The 17,760-nt window shown below is 70.1% G+C and carries 15 protein-coding genes; 4 read left to right on the top strand and 11 right to left on the bottom strand.

Annotated features, from left to right (window positions below; translation table 11 throughout):
• Nucleotides 1-34 precede the first annotated feature (34 nt).
• Nucleotides 35-796: an SDR family oxidoreductase gene (locus HDA40_RS24695; protein WP_253759853.1), complete on the top strand. Its 762-nt coding sequence runs from the start codon at nt 35-37 to the stop codon at nt 794-796.
• Nucleotides 793-1,563, top strand: coding sequence for a class I SAM-dependent methyltransferase (locus tag HDA40_RS24690; protein ID WP_253759851.1), 771 nt, complete (start codon nt 793-795; stop codon nt 1,561-1,563). The genes HDA40_RS24695 and HDA40_RS24690 overlap by 4 nt, the downstream gene beginning before the upstream one ends.
• A 148-nt stretch (nt 1,564-1,711) precedes the next feature.
• On the opposite strand, the gene HDA40_RS24685 is transcribed toward HDA40_RS24690, so the two are convergent.
• The 3 genes from HDA40_RS24685 to HDA40_RS24675 all read right to left on the bottom strand — a co-directional run bounded on the left by HDA40_RS24685 (nt 1,712) and on the right by HDA40_RS24675 (nt 6,249).
• Nucleotides 1,712-3,337: a DUF6923 family protein gene (locus HDA40_RS24685; RefSeq protein WP_253759849.1), complete on the bottom strand. Its 1,626-nt coding sequence runs from the start codon at nt 3,335-3,337 to the stop codon at nt 1,712-1,714.
• A 58-nt stretch (nt 3,338-3,395) separates the two neighbouring features.
• The gene (locus HDA40_RS42190) at nt 3,396-5,069 is read right to left on the bottom strand and encodes a GEVED domain-containing protein (RefSeq protein WP_253759847.1); all 1,674 of its coding nucleotides are present in this window, start codon (nt 5,067-5,069) and stop codon (nt 3,396-3,398) included.
• Nucleotides 5,070-5,205: 136 nt separating this feature from the next.
• Complete coding sequence (locus HDA40_RS24675) at nt 5,206-6,249, bottom strand: UDP-N-acetylmuramate dehydrogenase (protein ID WP_253759845.1); 1,044 nt, start codon at nt 6,247-6,249, stop codon at nt 5,206-5,208.
• 48 nt (nt 6,250-6,297) lie between these two features.
• Here HDA40_RS24675 and HDA40_RS24670 point away from each other — a divergent pair, with 48 nt between their 5' ends.
• Nucleotides 6,298-7,089 (top strand): maleylpyruvate isomerase family mycothiol-dependent enzyme, encoded by a 792-nt coding sequence (locus HDA40_RS24670; RefSeq protein ID WP_253759844.1) that lies wholly within the window; start codon nt 6,298-6,300, stop codon nt 7,087-7,089.
• Nucleotides 7,090-7,230: 141 nt separating this feature from the next.
• The gene (locus HDA40_RS24665) at nt 7,231-8,232 is read left to right on the top strand and encodes a LacI family DNA-binding transcriptional regulator (RefSeq protein ID WP_253759842.1); all 1,002 of its coding nucleotides are present in this window, start codon (nt 7,231-7,233) and stop codon (nt 8,230-8,232) included.
• A gap of 191 nt (nt 8,233-8,423) precedes the next feature.
• Here HDA40_RS24665 and HDA40_RS24660 read toward each other — a convergent pair whose 3' ends face one another.
• The 8 genes from HDA40_RS24660 to HDA40_RS24625 form a co-directional block, all read right to left on the bottom strand.
• Nucleotides 8,424-9,854 (bottom strand): NADH-quinone oxidoreductase subunit N, encoded by a 1,431-nt coding sequence (locus HDA40_RS24660; protein ID WP_253759840.1) that lies wholly within the window; start codon nt 9,852-9,854, stop codon nt 8,424-8,426.
• Nucleotides 9,851-11,332: a complex I subunit 4 family protein gene (locus tag HDA40_RS24655; RefSeq protein ID WP_253759838.1), complete on the bottom strand. Its 1,482-nt coding sequence runs from the start codon at nt 11,330-11,332 to the stop codon at nt 9,851-9,853. The genes HDA40_RS24660 and HDA40_RS24655 overlap by 4 nt, the downstream gene beginning before the upstream one ends.
• Complete coding sequence (locus HDA40_RS24650; protein WP_253759836.1) at nt 11,329-13,206, bottom strand: NADH-quinone oxidoreductase subunit 5 family protein; 1,878 nt, start codon at nt 13,204-13,206, stop codon at nt 11,329-11,331. The genes HDA40_RS24655 and HDA40_RS24650 overlap by 4 nt, the downstream gene beginning before the upstream one ends.
• On the bottom strand, nt 13,196-13,591 hold the full coding sequence (nuoK, locus tag HDA40_RS24645) for an NADH-quinone oxidoreductase subunit NuoK (protein ID WP_253759834.1): 396 nt from the start codon (nt 13,589-13,591) through the stop codon (nt 13,196-13,198). The genes HDA40_RS24650 and nuoK overlap by 11 nt, the downstream gene beginning before the upstream one ends.
• Nucleotides 13,591-14,085: an NADH-quinone oxidoreductase subunit J family protein gene (locus tag HDA40_RS24640; protein WP_253759832.1), complete on the bottom strand. Its 495-nt coding sequence runs from the start codon at nt 14,083-14,085 to the stop codon at nt 13,591-13,593. The genes nuoK and HDA40_RS24640 overlap by 1 nt, the downstream gene beginning before the upstream one ends.
• Nucleotides 14,082-14,603, bottom strand: coding sequence for a NuoI/complex I 23 kDa subunit family protein (locus HDA40_RS24635; protein ID WP_253759830.1), 522 nt, complete (start codon nt 14,601-14,603; stop codon nt 14,082-14,084). Before HDA40_RS24635 ends, HDA40_RS24640 begins: the two co-directional genes overlap by 4 nt.
• Nucleotides 14,604-14,732: 129 nt before the next feature.
• Nucleotides 14,733-15,692, bottom strand: a complete 960-nt coding sequence (gene nuoH, locus HDA40_RS24630) for an NADH-quinone oxidoreductase subunit NuoH (RefSeq protein ID WP_253759828.1) — start codon at nt 15,690-15,692, stop codon at nt 14,733-14,735.
• A gap of 77 nt (nt 15,693-15,769) precedes the next feature.
• Nucleotides 15,770-17,734: a carboxypeptidase-like regulatory domain-containing protein gene (locus HDA40_RS24625; RefSeq protein WP_253759826.1), complete on the bottom strand. Its 1,965-nt coding sequence runs from the start codon at nt 17,732-17,734 to the stop codon at nt 15,770-15,772.
• Nucleotides 17,735-17,760 lie beyond the last annotated feature (26 nt).

Here is a 17,760-nt window from a genome sequence, read left to right as displayed (position 1 = left end):
TCGAGTGCCGAGGTGAACCGGGCATGATCGTGCCATGCAGTCCAGAGGCATCGCGGTGGTCACCGGCGCGTCCAGCGGCATCGGCGCCGCGACGGCGCGGCGGCTGGCCGAAGAGGGTTTCCACGTCGTCGCCGCAGCTCGTCGCAGTGAACGGCTCGCTGCGCTCGCCGCTGTCGCCCAGGGCCGGATCACTCCCGTGGCCTGCGATGTGACTTCCGACACCTCGGTCGGCTCGCTGGCGGAGACAGTGGCCGACCTCGGCGAACCGCTCTACCTGGTCGTGAACAACGCCGGCGGCGCGCACGGCGCCGACCCGGTCGCGTCCGGCTCCGTCGAAGACTGGCAGTGGATGTTCGACGTCAACGTCCTCGGCACCCTCCGGGTCACGCGAGCGCTGCTTCCGGCACTGATCGAGTCCGGCGCGGGCACGATCGTGAACGTCGTGTCGACCGCCGGGCACATCGTCTACGAGGGCGGCGGCGGATACACCGCGGCCAAGCACGCGCAGCACGCGCTCACCGGCACGCTGCGCCTCGAACTCAACGGCGAACCCGTCCGGGTGATCGAGATCGAGCCGGGCATGGTGAAGACCGACGAGTTCGCGGTCAACCGGTTCGGGGGCGACTCCGGCAAGGCCGCGGCCGTCTACTCGGGGGTCGCCGAACCGCTGGTCGCCGACGACATCGCCGACTGCATCGCGTGGTGCGCCACCCGGCCGCACCACGTCAACGTCGACCGGCTCGTGGTTCGCCCGATCGCTCAGGCCGCCCAGCACAAGGTGGCCCGCAAGCTTTGAGGCGGCCGCTCGGCGAGATCACGCGCGGCACGACCAATCCCAACCGGTTGCGCCGCGTCGACCGCTGGATCGCGTGGCGGCTGGCCGCCACGCTCGCCTCGGTGGACTCGCCGCTCGTCGTCGACCTCGGCTACGGGGCCACGCCCATCACCGCCGTGGAACTGGCCGACCGGCTGGCCCGGTTCCGGCCCCACGTCATCGGACTGGAGATCGATCCCGTACGCGTAGCCGCGGCGCAGCCGGCGGCGGACCCGCCCCGGCTGGAGTTCCGCCGCGGCGGCTTCGAGCTGGCGGGGCTGCGCCCCCAAGTGGTACGCGCGTTCAACGTCCTGCGACAGTACGACGAATCGGCCGTGGCAGACGCGTGGCGTACGGTTTCCGAGCGGCTGGCCCCGGGCGGCTGGCTGGTCGAAGGGACCTGCGACGAACTGGGCCGAATCGCGACCTGGGCGCTGCTGGCCGCCGGTTCCACCGCCCCGGACAGCCTTACGCTCGCGGCCAAACTGTCCACCTTGGAGAGCCCGGCGGTGTTCGCCGAACGGCTGCCCAAGGCGTTGATCCACCACAACGTGCCGGGATCGCCGATCCACACCGTCCTGGCGACGCTCACCGAGCACTGGGAACGGGCCGCCCCGATGGGTGTCTTCGGGTCACGTCAACGCTGGCTGGCGACCCTCCGGGCGTACGCCGACAGCGGGCAGGCCGTGCTGGACGGGCCGTCACGGTGGCGGCTCGGCGAACTCACCATCCCCTGGCCCTCCCTCTAGTACGCGCCCGCTCTGGCGCTCCCCGCTCTGGCGCTCCCCGCTCTGGCGCTGGATCAGGGATATGCATGCGATCTTGGGCCAAGATCGCATGCATATCCCTGATCTGGTGGGTATGTGCGGGCAGGCGCGTCGGGCGTGAGCGGGCGGGTCAGGTGCGGGCGGGGCGAGGGCTTGGCCGCCGGTTCGTCGGCCCGGCCGGGGTCGGCCGTCGCCGGCCGGGCCCGGTGACCCCGGTGATGACCAGGCCGGCCGCGAGCAGTCCAAGTCCCAGGCCGAGGATCGGCATCAGTTTGTCGCCGGTGGCGGGAAGTCCGAACACGACCTTGTGATCCTCGATCTCGCCGCCGTCGATGAACCGTGCTCCGGTCGGCTTCGGGTCGGCGACCTCGCCCGGGTAGAGCCGCAGCCGCAGGAAGGTCTGCGTCAGGCTCTCGGTCCGGCCGTTCTCCAGCGCGGGCCAGGTCAGCTCGCCGCTGGTCTGCCCGGGTTCGAGGGTGACCATGGCCCGCTCGGAGTCTTCGAAGGTGCCCGAGCCGTCCAGGTCCAGCCATCCGGCCAGGGTCGCCTTCGCCCCGGTCGTGTTCGTGATCGGTACGCTCAACGCCGGCGAGTTGGCGAAGATCGTCGTACCGGGCTTTACGCCGTCCTCGTCGTTGACGGGGAGGTTCTTGTCGTCGCCGTCCGCGTTCGGGGTCGGGATGCCGTCGAGGTCGGGGTCGATCAGCTTGCCGATGCGCAACTGCTGACCGGGGTGCTCGACCTCGGTGAAGATGTGCCCGGGTCCGCCGTGCGGGTTCAGCGTCTTGTAGCTGTCGGGTGCGTCCCCGAAGTCGGTGGCCACAAGGCAGTCCGCGCCGTCGTTGATGAGCAGCGGCGCACCCGGCGTGTACGCGATGATGTGCGGATTCGAGTACGGCGCGTAGATCGCGTAGGTCCGGCTGGACGCACCGGGCTGCTTGTGCGCCAGCTTGTCGTCGACGTCGTTCGCCGAGACGTAGACCGTGCCGCTGACGTCCTCGACGTAGACCGCGCCGTAGTTCTGCGAGTCGGGCAGCTGCGCCGTGAGGTCCTTGACGTCGGTGACCTGCCCGGTCGACGGGTCGATCTTGACCAGTTCTCGCTTGGTGTCGCCCACCATCTCCAGCGAGTAGAGCATTCCGTCGGTCGGGTTGTAGTCCCAGTCGCCGATCCGCAGGAAGTCCATGCCGGGCGTGGCCCGGCTCAACGGCACGTTGCCCAGGATCTCGCCGAACGTCGCGCTGTCCGGGTCGACGTCGACGGTGATCAGCGCGTTGGTCGGCCCGACGAGGCCGGGCTTGTCGGCGGCCGGGTCCCGGGTCTGGATCAGCAGGTGATCCTGGTCGTCGATGGTGCCCACATTGGTCCGGATCACCTGACCCGCCGGTACGCCGTCCAGCGGCCCGACGTCCACGAGGTTCCCGAGTCGATCCCAGCGCGCCAGGTGGTTGTTGTCGTAGTTCGTGAGCATTCCCCAGAAGACGCCCTGCGCGCGGGAGTACCCCGTCGCGTTGACGGCCGTCGCGAACTTCTTGATCGGCACGAACGTCGAGGTGTTCAGGTCGAAGTAGCCGTAGGTGGACGTCTTCCCGTCCTGCGACTGGACCTGGTATCCGAGGTTGGGGCACTCGGTGAAGGGCACGGTCGGCGGGGCGGGCGGCGTCAGCGCGGCGAAGGCGGCGGTGGGCGCGAGTCCCACCGCCGCCGAGCCGATCACCGCTATTCCGACAAGTTTCCCGATTCGGATAAACAGCACGAAATACCCAACGAGTCGATCATGCCCGAGATGCTGGTCAGACGCGGATTCGGCTGGATCAGATCCGGCGGCGTACCTTTTTGGGGCCGACCATCAGGGCCAGGATCAGGATGACCAGGCCGAGCAGCACCATGCCGACCCCGAGCAACAGGTAGGGCCGCAGCACGAACCCGGTGGCGGCGAGCGCCAGGTCCAGGTCGTGCTGGTCGACGTCACCGTCGTCGTCGAGGTCTTTCGGTCCGTCGCTGTTCGCCGGCCAGGTGTCCGGGTCGATCTGAACCTTCGGCTTCGACACCGCGGTCACCGCGCGCGCGGCGGTGGTGCGTACCAGGGTGACTTCGTGGTCATCGACTTCGCCGCCGTCGACCCAGCCGCCCGGCGTCGGCCCGGCCTCGGTGCGGCCGGCGCGGGTACGCCCGGCGGCCTCGGTCCGGCCCGCCTCGTAGACACGCAGCCGCAGGAACGACTTCGCCGACGCGCTCGGCAGCGAGAACGCCTTCCACGTGAGCGTCGCGCTCGTCGCCGAGGCGCTGAGCGGGACCATGGCCCGTTCGGCGTCGTCGAACTCGCCGTTCCGGTTGCTGTCCAGCCACCCGGCGAGCACGGCCGCGAGCCCGGTCGTGTTCGTGATCTTCACCGTCAGCTTCGGCTTGGTCGAGGTGAACCTCGTCCCGGCCGGTACGCCGTCCTCGTCGTTCATGCCGGGGACGTTGTCGTCGTCGACCTTGGCGTCCGCGTCGTTGAACCCGTCCAGGTCGGCGTCGATGTTCGCCCCGATCCGCAGTTTCTTGCCGTGGTGCAGGTACGACGACAGCACGTGTGCCGGACCGCCGGAGTCGTCGAGCGTGCCGTACGAGTCGGGCGCGTCGCCGAAGTCCGTCGCGAGCAGGCAGTCCGCGCCGTCGTTGACACGCAGCGCCCCGCCCTTCCCGTACGCCGTGGTCAGCGGCGGCGTGAGCCCGGTACGCAGCATGAAGGTCTGACTCTGGCCGGTCGGCGTACCGCCGGAGAGCACGTTGTTGGCGCCGACGTAGAAGTTGCCGCTGCCGTCCTCCATGAAGGCCGCACCGTAGTTGGCGCTGTCGGGCAGGTCGGCGGTCACGGTCGCCGCGTCGGTCACCTGGCCCGTCGCCGGGTCGATCTTGACCAGCTTGCGGAAGTTGCTGTCCAGTTCGACGGCGTACAGGAGGCCGTCCTGGTCGTAGACGTCCCAGTCGCCGACGTTGAGATAGCTCCGCCCCGGCGATGTACGCGACAGCGCCACATCCGTCTTCACCTGGCCGAACGTCGAGCTGGCCGGGTCGATGTCGATCGTCATCAGGTGGTTCGCCGGCGTACGCGTATGCGCGATGTAGGTGTTTCCGTCGACCGTGCCGGCCAGCGCCTCGAACTTCGTCAACGGGTTGCCGGACGCGTCCTCCGGTACGCCCACCTCAACGAGGTCGCCCTGCGAGCCGAACCGGACGAGAGTGTCGGGCTCGTTGTCGACCGAGTGCACGCCCCACACCAGGTTCTGCGTCTTGGAGTAGCCGATCGCGTTCACGACGAAATCGAACTGCTTGATCGGGACCAGCGACGCCGTGCCGATGTCGTACCGGTTGAAGGTCGACCGTCCGCTGCCCTCCGGCAACGTCACCATGTACGCGTAGTTCGGGCAGGTCGCCCACGCGTCCGTCGCGGCCGGCGGAGCGGGCAGCGCCCGCGGTCCGGCGACTGGTGCGGCATGCGCCACCGCGGATGATCCGGCGGCCAGAAGAGCGGATGATCCGGCCGCCATAAGAAGAGCGGCGACGGGCGTACCCCATCGCCGCGTTTTTAGCAAAACGCCCATATTGGACGTAACGACCGCCCTGACCTGCTGTAACGACCTACAGCTCGCAGTTGATCAGTACCGGTTCCGGGCGCAGGGTCACGCCGAATCGCGCGTGCACACCGTCGCGTACCTCGCGGGCCAGCTCCAGCAGATCCTCGGTCCGGCCACCCCGGTTGGTCAGGGCCAGCGTGTGCTTGCCCGAGATCGCCGCGCCGCCGCGCGCGTACCCCTTGCGGAATCCGGCGTTCTCGATCAGCCAGGCCGCGCTCACCTTCACCTTGCCGTCCGCCTCCGGCCACGTCGTACCCTCCCGGCCGTCGGCTTTCGCCAAGAACATCTGGTACGCGGAAGCGGACAGCACGGGGTTCATGAAGAAGGAGCCCACCGACCGGGTATCGGGATCCTCCGGATCCAGCACCATGCCCTTGCCCCGGCGAAGGGCGAGCACCGCTTCGCGAACCTGCCCCAGATTCACGTGGTCGCCGGGTTCCACGCCGAGGCGTCGCGCCAGTTCCGCGTACCGGATGGGCGTGGAGAGCGGCGAACGGACCAGGCGCATGGCCACGGACAGGACCACCCACCGGTCGTTGTGTTTGAACCGGCTGCCGCGGTACGCGAATTCGCACTCGGCCGCGGACAGTTCCACGACCTCGTCGGCGAGCCGGTCGAGGACCGTCACCGCCGTGATCACCTCGGACACGTCCTGGCCGTAGGCGCCGACGTTCTGGATCGGCGTGGCGCCCGTCGACCCCGGTACGCCGGACAGGCACTCGACTCCGGCCAGCCCCTCGGCGACCGTGTACGCGACGAAGCCGTCCCAGTCCTGACCGGCCTGAACCACCAGGTCAACGGTGCCGCCGTCGTCGGCGGTCACCGTCCAGCCGGCCGACCGCACGAGCACGACGACACCGGGGAAGCCGTCGTCTCCGACGACGACATTGCTCCCGCCCGCCAGGATCAACGCGGGGCCGTCGGCGGCGGACCGTACACTTTGCACGATCTCATCGACGCTGTTCGCGACGATCATCCGCTGGGCGGGACCGCCCAGGCCAAGGGTGGTCCAGCGAGCGAGCGACACATCAGGGCTGACCTCAGGCACGCACTCACCCTAAGCTGTGCTCGGGACGGCGGTACGCGGGAGGACCGGATGAGCAGGACGCACGGCAGCAAGGAGTTCTGGCTGGCCGCTCTGCGGCCTGAGATCTCGGCCTTCCGATCGGCGGCGGCCGAGGCGCTCGACGCCGACCCGGACATCGAGGTTCCCTCATGCCCGGGGTGGACCATCCTCGATCTGGTTCACCACCTCACCTATGTCTATGAACGGCACCTGTCGCACCTCAGCCGCGGGCTGAGCACCGACCCGCAGCTACCCCCGATCGACGCCGGCACCCCCGCCGACCAGCGTCCCCCGGCCGCCGAGGCCATCGGGGTCTTCGACGAACGGGCCGAGCGGCTGCTCACCACGCTGGACGCGCTCGACCCCGACATGCCTGCCTGGAACTGGGCGCCGCAGGCGAAGAAGGTCGCGTTCTGGGACCGCCGCCTCGCGTTGGAGACCGCGGTGCACCGCTGGGACGCCCAGATGGCGATCGCACGTGCCGAACCGATCGAGGACAAGCTGGCCGCCGACGGCGTCAGCGAGGTGCTCGACACCTGGCTCCCGGCGGGCGGGACGCGCCGCAAGGGGCCGATCGACAAGATCGGGGTGGTGCACCTGCTCGCCGCCGACACCGACGAGGAGTGGTTCCTGCGGCTGCGCGGCCCGGGAGTCGCCCTGCTGGACACCGACACGATCCTCGACAGCGAGGAGCCCGACCCGCGCGTCTCCGCGTCCGGGACCGCGTCCGACCTGCTCCTGGCGATGTACGGCCGCGTCGGCTTCGACGTGCTAGAGCTGGCCGGGGACGAGTCCCTGCTCGAGGCGCTCCGAGTCGGCTGACCCCTGGCCTCTTCCCGCCTCGTCGATCATGGAGTTAACCCTGGTCTCGCGCCGGGGAGCGCTTGCGCGAGCCGCCAGGAGTGCAGTCAGAGTGTCGGGGGTGAAAAGTCCATGATCAACGCGGCGATGCGGGGTGGAAAGATGACCGGCAGACCCACTCTGGAGCAGGTGGCTGAGCGCGCGGGGGTGTCCCGGGCGACCGTCTCCCGCGTCGTCAACGGCTCCCCCACCGTCACCCCGGCGATCCGCGAGACGGTCCAGCGGGCCATCGCCGAACTCGGCTATGTGCCGAACCAGGCCGCCCGCAGCCTGGTCACGCAGCGTACGGACTCGATCGCGCTGATCCTCCCAGAGAGCGAGTTCCGGGTCTTCTCTGAGGACCAGGCCATCCCCGGCTTCATCCGGGGCGTGTCGCAAGAACTCGAAGCGGCCGACAAACAGCTCGTCCTCATGGTCGGCGGCTCGCCGTCGGCCCACGACCGGATCGAGCGGTACGCGCTCGCACGCCACGTCGACGGGGTCATCATCGCCTCGATGCACGGAGCGGATCCGCTGCCCAACTCGCTGCACCGGATGGGGATCCCGGTGGTCTGCGGCGGCCGCCCGCTCGGGCGCAGCACCGTTCCGTATGTCGAGGTCGACAGTGTCGGCGGAGCCCGGCTGGCCGTACGCCACCTGCTGGAGCGCGGCCGGACCCGGATCGCCACCGTCGCCGGCCCGCAGGACATGGTCGCGGGCATCGACCGGCTCGCCGGCTACCGGCGCGAACTCCAGGACTCCGACCGGCGCTCGATCGTCGCCGTCGGCGACTTCACCCGCGAATCCGGTGCGGTCGCGATGCGCCAGCTCCTCGCGGACGACCCCCACCTCGACGCCGTCTTCGTGGCGTCGGACCTGATGGCGTTCGGCGCGTTGACGGCGCTCCGCGAGGCCGGTCGGCGAGTGCCGGACGACGTGGCCCTGGTCGGCTTCGACGACGTCGAACAAGCCCGATACGCCGAACCTCCACTCACGACGGTGCGGCAGCCGATCATCGGCCAGGGCCGGGAGATGGCCCGGCAGCTGCTCCGGCTCGTCGCCGGGGAGGACATCCCCTCGTCGGTGGTGCTGCCGACCGAACTCGTCGTCCGCTCCTCCGCCTGACCCCTTTTCGCTCCTCAGTGCTTCCGTGCAGATCACGGTTACGCATGCCTCCCGCGGCCCAGGATGGCTGCATAACCGTGATCCGCAGCGAACGTGCGGCCGGCGGGAGCGGCGAACGTGCGGCCAGCGGGAGCAGCGAACGTGCGGCCGGCGGGAGCAGCGAACGTGCGGCCGGCGGGAGCTGCGAACGGTCAGGTGGTGAGGTCGAGGACGAACTGCGGGAAGAAGCCGACCACGACCGCGGCCAGCGTCACGACAGCGAGCACGATCGCGACAGCGATCGAGGCGCGCGGCGCGGGCGTACCCTCCCCGTCGCGGTAGAGCGGCAGAACCGCACGCAGGTAGACGGCGAGCCCGACGACGGCGGCGATCGCAGCGGCGGCCACCACGAACCACGCCTTGGCGTCGACCAGCGCCCGGATCACGAAGACCTTGGCGAACAGGCCGGCGAGCGCGGGCGGCAGCCCGGCGAGCCCCACCACCGCGAACGCGTACGCCGCCGAACGCACCGGCGCGGTCCGGCCCAGTCCGGCGTACTCGGCAAGGGTGCCGCCGTCGGCTCCGGCCGGACGCAACGAGATCACTCCGGCGAAGGCGCCCAGTTCGACGGCCACATAAATCACGGCGTACGCCAAGGTAGCGGTGACCAGTGGGCCGGCCTCGACGACGTGCAGGGCGGCCAACGGGGCGAGCATGAAGCCGGCCTGCGCCACCGACGACCACGCGAGCAGGCGCACCATCCGCTGCTGGCGCAGGGCGACGAGCGTACCCACGAGCAGCGTGGCGACGGCGATGATGCCGAGCACCGGGCCGGTGACCCGGGTCCACGCCGGTCCGACTTGGACGGCGGCGTAGACGATGGCGACCAGGCCGCCGAGTTTCGAAGCGGTCGACAGGTACGCCGCGATCGGCAGCGGACCACCGTCGTAGGTGGTCGGCGCCCAGGCGTGCGCGGGGACGGCGGCGACCTTGAACGCCAGCCCGACCAGCAGCAGGACCAGGCCCGCCCCGGCCAGCGGCCGCCCGGGTCCGGTCACGTCGAGCGCGGTCGACAGCGCCCGGAAGTGCACCTGACCGGTGGCGGCGTACATGAGCGCCGCGCCGAGCAGGGTCACCGCGGTCGCGGCGACGCTGGTCAGCAGGAACGTGACCGCCGCCTGCGCCGACTCGGCGGACTTGCGGCGCAACCCGACCAGCGCGTAAAGCGGCAAGGTCAGCGTTTCGAGCGCCACGATGAGCGTGATCAGATCCTGGGCCCCGCCCAGCGCCACACCGCCCGTCATGGAGGCGGCCAGCAGGAAGGCGTACTCGCCGGTGGGCAGGTCGCCGCGCGTGAGCGTAGGCGCGGAGAGCAGCAGCACCAGCGCGGCGATCGCCGCCACCGCGACCGCGAGGAGGGTGGCCGTGTCGCCGAAGACCCACGAGCAGCCACTGTCCACACAGAACGCGGTGCGTGCGTCGCCCGAGCCGACGATCGCCGAGCCGACCGCGGTCGCGAGCGCGCCTAGCACGCCCGCGCCGAGCGTGACCGCGACCCGGCCGACCAGCAGGTCCGCGACGAGGACGAGGACGGCGGTGCCGGCCGCGAGGTAGAGCGGCAACAGTCCGATATGGTCGATCATCGCGCCACCGCCTCGACCAGACTCGGCATCGACTCCAGCACGTACCCGTTGACCAGCGCGGGCACCAGGCCGATGAGCAGCGCGAGCAGCACCAGCGGCGCCCAGGCCAGGCCCTCGGCCACGGTCACCGCGGGAATCCCGGTCACCGCGGGCGCCGCCGGACCGTGGGTCACCCGCCTCAACAATCTCAACAGGTACGCCGCTGTCAGCGCTCCGCCGACGGCGGCGATGACGGCCAGCCAGAGCCAGCCGCCACCCTGCTGAACGGCGGCGACGACGGCGAACGCCTCGCCCCAGAAGCCGGCCAGGCCGGGCAGTCCGAGGCTGGCGAGGGCGGCGAAGCCGAGGATCCCGGCGAGGGCGGGGGAGGTCTCCCGCAGTCCGCCGAGATCGTGCAGGTCACCGGTGTGCGTGCGGTCCTTGATCGCGCCTGCGAGGAAGAACAGCAGGCCGGTGATGATGCCGTGGGCGATGTTGCCGAGCAGCGCTGCCTGAACCCCGGTGGACTGGGCCAGCCCGCCGCTCGCCGCCCCGGCGGCGATGCCGAGCAGGACGAAGCCCATGTGCCCGACGCTGGAGTACGCGATCAGCCGCTTGAGTTCGCGCTGGGCCAGACACACCAGCGAGCCGATGACGATGGCGGCGACGGCCAGCACGCCGAGCACGCCGGCGACCGCCTTCGCGCCCTCGGGCAGGACGCCCAGCCCGACCCGGATCAGCCCGTACGTGCCCATCTTCAGCAGCACGCCGGCGAGGATCACGCTGCCGACCGTCGGCGCCTCGGTGTGCGCGTCGGGCAGCCAGGTGTGCAGCGGCCACAACGGCGCCTTCACCGCGAACGCGATGGCGAGCACCACGAACAGGCCGATCTGCGTACCGCGGGAGAGGGTGGGGTTGGCGGTCAGAGCGGCGATGTCGAAGGTTCCCGCCGAGGTTCCGATGCCCAGGACGCCCACCAGGAGCAGCACCGAGCCGAACAGCGTGTACAGCGCGAACTTCCGGGCGGCGCGGCGGCGGTCCGGCCCGCCCCAGCCGGCGATCACGGCGTACATCGGAAGCAGCACGACCTCGAACGAGATGAAGAACAGCACCAGGTCGAGCGAGGTGAAGACGCCGATCAGGCCGACCTCGATGGCGAGCAGCAGCGCGGCGAGCTTGCCGCCGGACGGCCGGTCCGCCGGAGCCCGCCACGCCGTGTACGCGCAGCAGAGCAGCGTCAACAGGGTCGTCAACACGATCAGCGGGTAGGAGATCCCGTCGACGCCGAGGGCGAAGCGGATCCCCAAGCCTTCCACCCAGTCGTAGCCGACCTGATGCCAGAGTCCGTCGCCCCGATCGGCGGCCAACGGCAAGGACGCGACGAACGTGAGCGCCGCGGCGGCCGTGGCCACGATCCGCCCGGCCCGATCCGGCAGCAGCCCGGCGGCGATCGCACCGGCCAGCGGCACGGCGAGCAGCAGAATCAGCAGCACGCTCATCTCAGCAGTCCATTCAGGGCGAAGACCACGACGGAGGCCGCGGCGATCATCAGCACCCCAGCCAGCGCCCGGGGGATGCCCGAGCGATGCCAGCGGCTGAGCGAGCCGCCGAGGGCAAGCGTGCCCACCCCGACGCCGGTCACCACGCCGTCCACGCCGGACTCGTCGGCCGTACGCGTGAGCCGGGCCAGCCCGCGTACCGGGGCGACGACCAGCGCGTTCTGGACGGCGTCAAGCCCGAAGGCCGACGCTATGAAGCCGCGCGCCCCGCCGAGCACGCTCGCCGGATCCCCCGTACGCCGCCAGCCCCACCAGGCGGCGACGATCCCGGCTATCACCAGCACGATCGGCAGCAGCGCCAGCGCGTCCAGTTCGGTCAGCTCCTGATTCGCGGCGTACGCCCCCAGCCCCAGCCCGGCCGACGGAACCGCCAGGACCAGCACCGGAGCCTGCATCACCCAGCTCGGCACGTGCACGTGGTCGTTGTAGCCCGGTCCGAAGAACACGCGCAGCCACAGGCGGGTCGCGTACCAGGCGGTGACGAAGGTGCCGAGCAGACCCGCGAGGTAGACGGCCAGCGCCGTCCCGCCGGAGCCGTGCTCGGCGGCGGCGAGGATCGCCTCCTTGCTCCAGAACCCGGCCATCGGCGGGATGCCGGCGAGCGCGGCCAGCCCGATCGTCATCGACCAGAAGGTCACCGGCAGCACCTTGCGCAGGCCACCCATCCGGGACATCAGGTTCGTCCCGACGGCGTGGATCACGCAGCCCGCCGCGAGGAACAGCAGTGACTTGAAGGCGGCGTGGGTGAGCAGGTGGAAGATCGCCGCATCGGGCGCTCCGACGGCGAGCGCGCCGGTCATGTAACCGAGCTGGCTGACCGTCGACCACGCCAGTACGCGTTTGATGTCGTCCTGCGCGGTCGCGGCGAACGCACCCAGCAACAGCGTGATGGCGGCCATCACGCCGAGGACGGTCAACGCGCCGGGAGCCTGCTCGAAGACCGGGTAGAGCCGCGCCACGAAGTAGACCCCGGCGGCGACCATCGTCGCGGCGTGGATCAACGCCGAGATCGGCGTCGGACCAGCCATCGCGTCGGGCAGCCAGGTGTGCAGCGGGAACTGCGCGCTCTTGCCCGCCACTCCGGCGAGCAACAGGATCGCGGCGGCGGTGAGCGTACCGGGGCTCATCTGGGGCAGCGCCGGGATGACCTCGGCGATCCGGAAGCTGTGCGCGTTCACCCCGAGCAGGGCGATGCCCAGCAGGAAGCCGACGTCGCCGACCCGGGTCACGAGGAACGCCTTCATCGCCGCGGCCGGCGCCTCGGGCAGGCTCCGATCGTGCGCGATCAGCAGGTACGAGCAGGCGCCCATCACTTCCCAGCCGACGAGCACCAGGATCAGGTCGCCGCCGACGACCACCGCCAGCATCGCCGCGGTGAAGATGCTGATCTGTGCGGCGTACGGGCCGTAGCGGTCGTCACCAGCGGCTCCGGTCGCTCGATCCGCCGCGCGAGGCGAGGCGGGAGGACGGCCGGTGCCGCCCACAGCGGCACCGCCGAGATAGCCGATGGAGTAGACCTGCACCGCCAGGGCCACGATCGCGACGGCGAGCGCGACCAACAAGGCCCGCAGATCGATGGCGACGCCGAGGGTGACCCGGAAGCTCCCCAAGGTCACCCAGTCCCGGGTGGTCTCGAACCCGGCGCGCGCGGTGTCGTTCGCCAGCAGCGCGATCACGATCAACAGCGACACGGCCGCGCCGGTCACGCCGAGCGCCGCCCCGATCCGCCGGCTGCCCCGCGGAGTCAGCAAGCCGGCCAGGCCGAGCACGGCGGGAACGGCGGGCAGCAGCGGGCCGAGGGTGTCAGGCGACATCCGTCACCCCCGTCTTGTCAGCGGAAACAGCAGTCTCGGCCGCCGCACCGGCCACACCGGAGTCATCGGCGTCGTCGTCGCCCGCCACCGCCAGCGGGATCTCGTCGACGTTGATCGCCGCCGTCAGCCGGAACAGCTGCAGCACGACGGCCAGGCCCACGCCGATCTCGGCGGCGGCGAGGACGATCACGAACAAGGTGAAGATCTGGCCGGTCGGCGCCGCCTTGGGCAGCGTGGCGTCGGCGGTGACGAAGATCAGGTTCACCGCGTTCAGCATCAGCTCGACCGACATGAGCAGCAGAATCGCGTTCCGCCGCCGCAGCACGCCGAGGACGCCGAGGCCGAAGAGTGCGCTGGCGACGGCGTACGGGATGAAGGGGTGCATTATTTGGCCCCCCGGCTCACCACGACGGCCCCGATCAGAGCGCCCAGCAGCAGGACGGAGACGACTTCGAAGGGCAGCGCCCAGGTGGTGAAGATCGGCCCGCCGACCGTCTCGGCGTTGCCATGCTGGGCGGGCAGCTCATACCTCGTCCACCCGTACGCCACCGCGAACAGCGTGCCGAGGCTCAGCCCGACGCCGACGCCGACGACGCTCGCCGGGCCGATCCGGCGGTCCAAGTCCTGGCTCGGCCCGATCGGAGCCCGTGTCAGCATCACCGCGAACAGCAGCAGCACGACGACGGCACCGAGGTAGATCAGCACCTGCGTCCAGGCCACCAACTCGGCCCCGAGCAGCAGGAACTCCACCGCCAGGGCACCCAGGCAGACCACCAGCCAGAGCCCGGCGCGTACCACCTGGTTGGTGGCGACCACCGCCCAGCCGGCGCCGACCGCGAGCAGACCGACCCCCGCGAGCAGCAGGTCGAGACCCGTCATGACGAAGCCTGTTGCTTCTTCGTGGCGGCCTGTTCCTCCTTGGCCGGCTCGCCCATCGGATCGTGCGCCGGCGGCGGCGGAACCGTGGGCATCCACGCGCCCAGGTGCTCCTTCTCGTGGAGGAGATCACGGATGTCGTACTCGGCGTACTCGAACTCGGGCGTCCAGTAGAGCGCGTCGAACGGGCACGCCTCGATGCAGATCCCGCAGTACATGCAGAGCGAGAAGTCGATCGCGAACCGGTCCAGCATGTTGCGCTGCCGAGGCCGGGCCGCGCCCGGCACCTGGACTTCTTCCTTGTGCGAGTCGATGTAGATGCACCAGTCGGGACACTCGCGCGAGCAGAGCATGCACACGGTGCAGTTCTCCTCCAGCAGCGCGATCACCCCCCGGGACCGCGGCGGAAGATCCGGCGCGACATCCGGATACTGCTGGGTGTGCGACCGGCGGGTCATCGTCTTGAGCGTGACCGCCAGCCCCTTCGCCAGGCCCGCTCCCGGGAAACCGCCCTCACTCATGCGCACATCATTCCCTGTACAGCCGACACGCGCGAGCACCGGGTCAGCACCAGAGGCGGAACTCGGCCGATCCGCCGATTGATCATCAGATCGGACGAGCCGCATCCCTGTGAGTGCGCCCTCGCGGGCTCACCCCAGTACGCGTACCACCGCGGTCAGCACGAGCTGCGCCAACGCCACCGGAACCAGGACCAGCCAGCACAACCGCTGCAGCTGGTCCTCCCGGAGGCGGGGGTAGGAGACCCGGATCCAGATCACGACGAACGCCACGGCGAAGGTCTTGATCAGCATCCAGAGCCAGCCGAGGCTGTCCGGGCCGGGACCGTGCCAGCCGCCGAGGAACAGCACCGAGGTCAACGCCGAGATGACCACGATGCCGACGTACTCCGCGAGCAGGAAGAACGCGAAGCGGAGGCCGGTGTACTCGGTCATGTAGCCGAAGACCAGCTCGGAGTCGGCGACCGGCATGTCGAACGGCGGACGCCGGATCTCCGCCAGGCCGGCGATGAAGAAGATGATCGCCGCGGGCAGCTGCCAGGCGAGCCACCACGGCCGCCAGGCTTCCACGATGCCGCTCAGCGACAGGGTCCCGGCCGCCATGGCGACACTGGCCGCCGACAGCACAAGAGGCAACTCGTACGCCATCAGCTGTGCCGCCGCCCGCAAAGCGCCCAGCAGCGAATACTTGTTCGCCGAGGCCCAGCCGGACATGAGCACGGCGACCACGCCGATGCCGAGGACCGCGAGGACGAAGAACAGGCCGATGTCGAGGGACTGCCCGACCAGGTCGCCGGGTCCGAGCGGGATCACCAGCAGGGCCAGCATGTACGGGAGCAACGCGATGATCGGCGCGAACTTGAACACCGGCCGGTCGGCCGCCCGGGGCGTGACGTCCTCCTTCTGCGCGAACTTCACGCCGTCGGCCACGAGCTGCGCCCAGCCGTGGAAGCCGCCGGCGTACATCGGGCCGAGCCGGCCCTGCATGTGCGCCATCACCTTGTGCTCGGTCTGTCCGACGATCAGGGGCAGGACGAGGAAGGCGATCATGACGCCGCCCACCCGCAGCGCCAACTCCAGCCAGACCGGCATCGCTCACCCCATCCCGATCGTCGTGCGCAGCCCCTCTCACGCGCAGCATACGGGACCACCGGCAGCGGCCCCGTAGCTCAGCGGCGCGGTAGCGGGGTGGACACCGTCGTCTGCAGCGAGCACCGCTGCGTGACGTCGAGACTGACGGTGGTGAGCTGCCCGATGGTCACGGCCACGCTGGCGTCGCCACGAGTGCGAATCGATGTCGCGGGCGGCCGCGGCCAGCACACCTTTCCGGGCGAGTAGTACTGGAGGACCAGTCGCCGGTTGGTGAGGCCGCCGATCATGGCCACACCGCCGCTGACCGTGCCCTTGCCGAGGTAGTCGCCGGTGGCGGCGTCGTACGCCAGAAGGAGGTCACCGTCGGCGGCCGACTTCACCGTGGCCTGGACGCGACCACCGACTACCTCGGGGATTGCCTGGTCAATGGTGGTCCGCCGGTCTTCGCTGACGGGGATGCGCAGGGCGCCCGCACGAGTCGGGGAGCCGCCCGACCAGATTGCCGGTCGGCCGCTTGCCGAGGTGAAGCGCAACGGCCAGGTGTACGGCCCGAGGTATTTGACGACGAATCGAGGCGAGCCTTCAGCCACGGTGAAAGCGCAGGCGCCCACCGGATCGGTGTCGACGAACGGCAGCCCCAGCGGGCTGACGCAGACCCCGTCCGCGCCGGTGGAGGTGGACAACGATCCGTAGATCTCGCCGTAGCCGTCGAACCGGATCGCGGGGGCTTCCGTCGTCGCGCTGAAGCCGACGTCCACGACACGCGCCTCGGTCATGTCGCCGGTGCCGCCGGTCGGTCCGACCCACTGGGCTCCGTAGGAGCCGGTGCGCGAGTACGCGAACAGCCGCACCTTGCCAGAGAACGGCAGGAAGATCGTGAAGTCGTTCGTCAGCCCGCTACAGGCCGAGGGATAGCGTCCGTTGACGACCGATCGCCCGCCGCCGGTATCGACTGGAACGACGAGGACGCAGCCAGGCACGGTCGATCCGGTCTTGACACTCGTGAGGGACGGGATGTGCAGCCGCCCACCGAGCGACACGACCAGGGCGTGGCTCTCACTCTGTCCAGGCTGAGGGTAGTAGCGGACGGTTTGGGTGCTCGACAACGCGTCTGGAACGGTCACCGCGTATGAACCCCACGGGATGTCTGAGGCGAAATGCCCGGTCGCGTCGGTGCACATCGGAGTTTGGAGCTGATTCGGCGTGATCTCCACGCAGAGGTTCGGGACGCCTTGGCCCGTCCCGGAATCGGTGATCGTCAGCTCGATCCGGGACATCGGCAGGAACTGCTCGTTGATGACCAGGTCGGTGCCGTCGTCCAGCTGATAGACGTTTCCGCCGTACGTCTGCCCGGGCACCTGCTGGCTGCCCTTGCCGATCGCATAGACCCAGATGGTTCGGGGACCTGGGGGCAGCTCGGGAATCGAGTAATCGCCCTCGGCATCCGTGCGGACGAGAACGTCCGGATCGCCCTTGCCGGCGCTCCTGAAGGTGACCTGCGCGTCCTTGACCGGCTGCCCCTGATCATCCGTGATCCGGCCATGCGCTGAGGGCGCCTGGTGGATCATCCGGAAGTCGGCGGTCGAGTCGGAGCCGAAGAAGACCGTCGCCGCGGTCAACCGGTTCTTCCACCACAGTTCGCGGTATCCGGCCGAGGTCGCCCGAACCGCGTAGTCCCCCTTCGGGGCGACGATCGAGTAACGGCCGTCCGCGCCGGTGCAGTTGCCGGCCACGACTACGGATTCACTGGTGAGCAGGTCGACGCACGCGCCTGCCAACGCCGCGCCGGTGGTGTAATCGATCACCGTGCCGGTCAGCGTCATGTCCCATAGCCCGGCGGCTTCCTCCCGAGCGCCGCGGGCCGCGGTCTTGCCCGTGGCGGGTGCCGTTAGGACGGTGTCGCGAGTAGCGGACGCGACGACGTCGGCAGTCGTCGACATTCCGCGCGGTCGCGGGGTCTCAGCCGCGGAAACACTCGCGGTCTGGACGAACAACACCGCGACGACAGCGGCGGACAAGGACACGGCCCGGAAGGAGAGCATGCGGATTCCCCGGTGAGAGAGATCAA

Origin of the sequence: Hamadaea flava, from assembly GCF_024172085.1 — a bacterium.
GTDB lineage: Bacteria > Actinomycetota > Actinomycetes > Mycobacteriales > Micromonosporaceae > Hamadaea > Hamadaea flava.
This window is presented reverse-complemented; position numbering and strand designations above follow the sequence as displayed.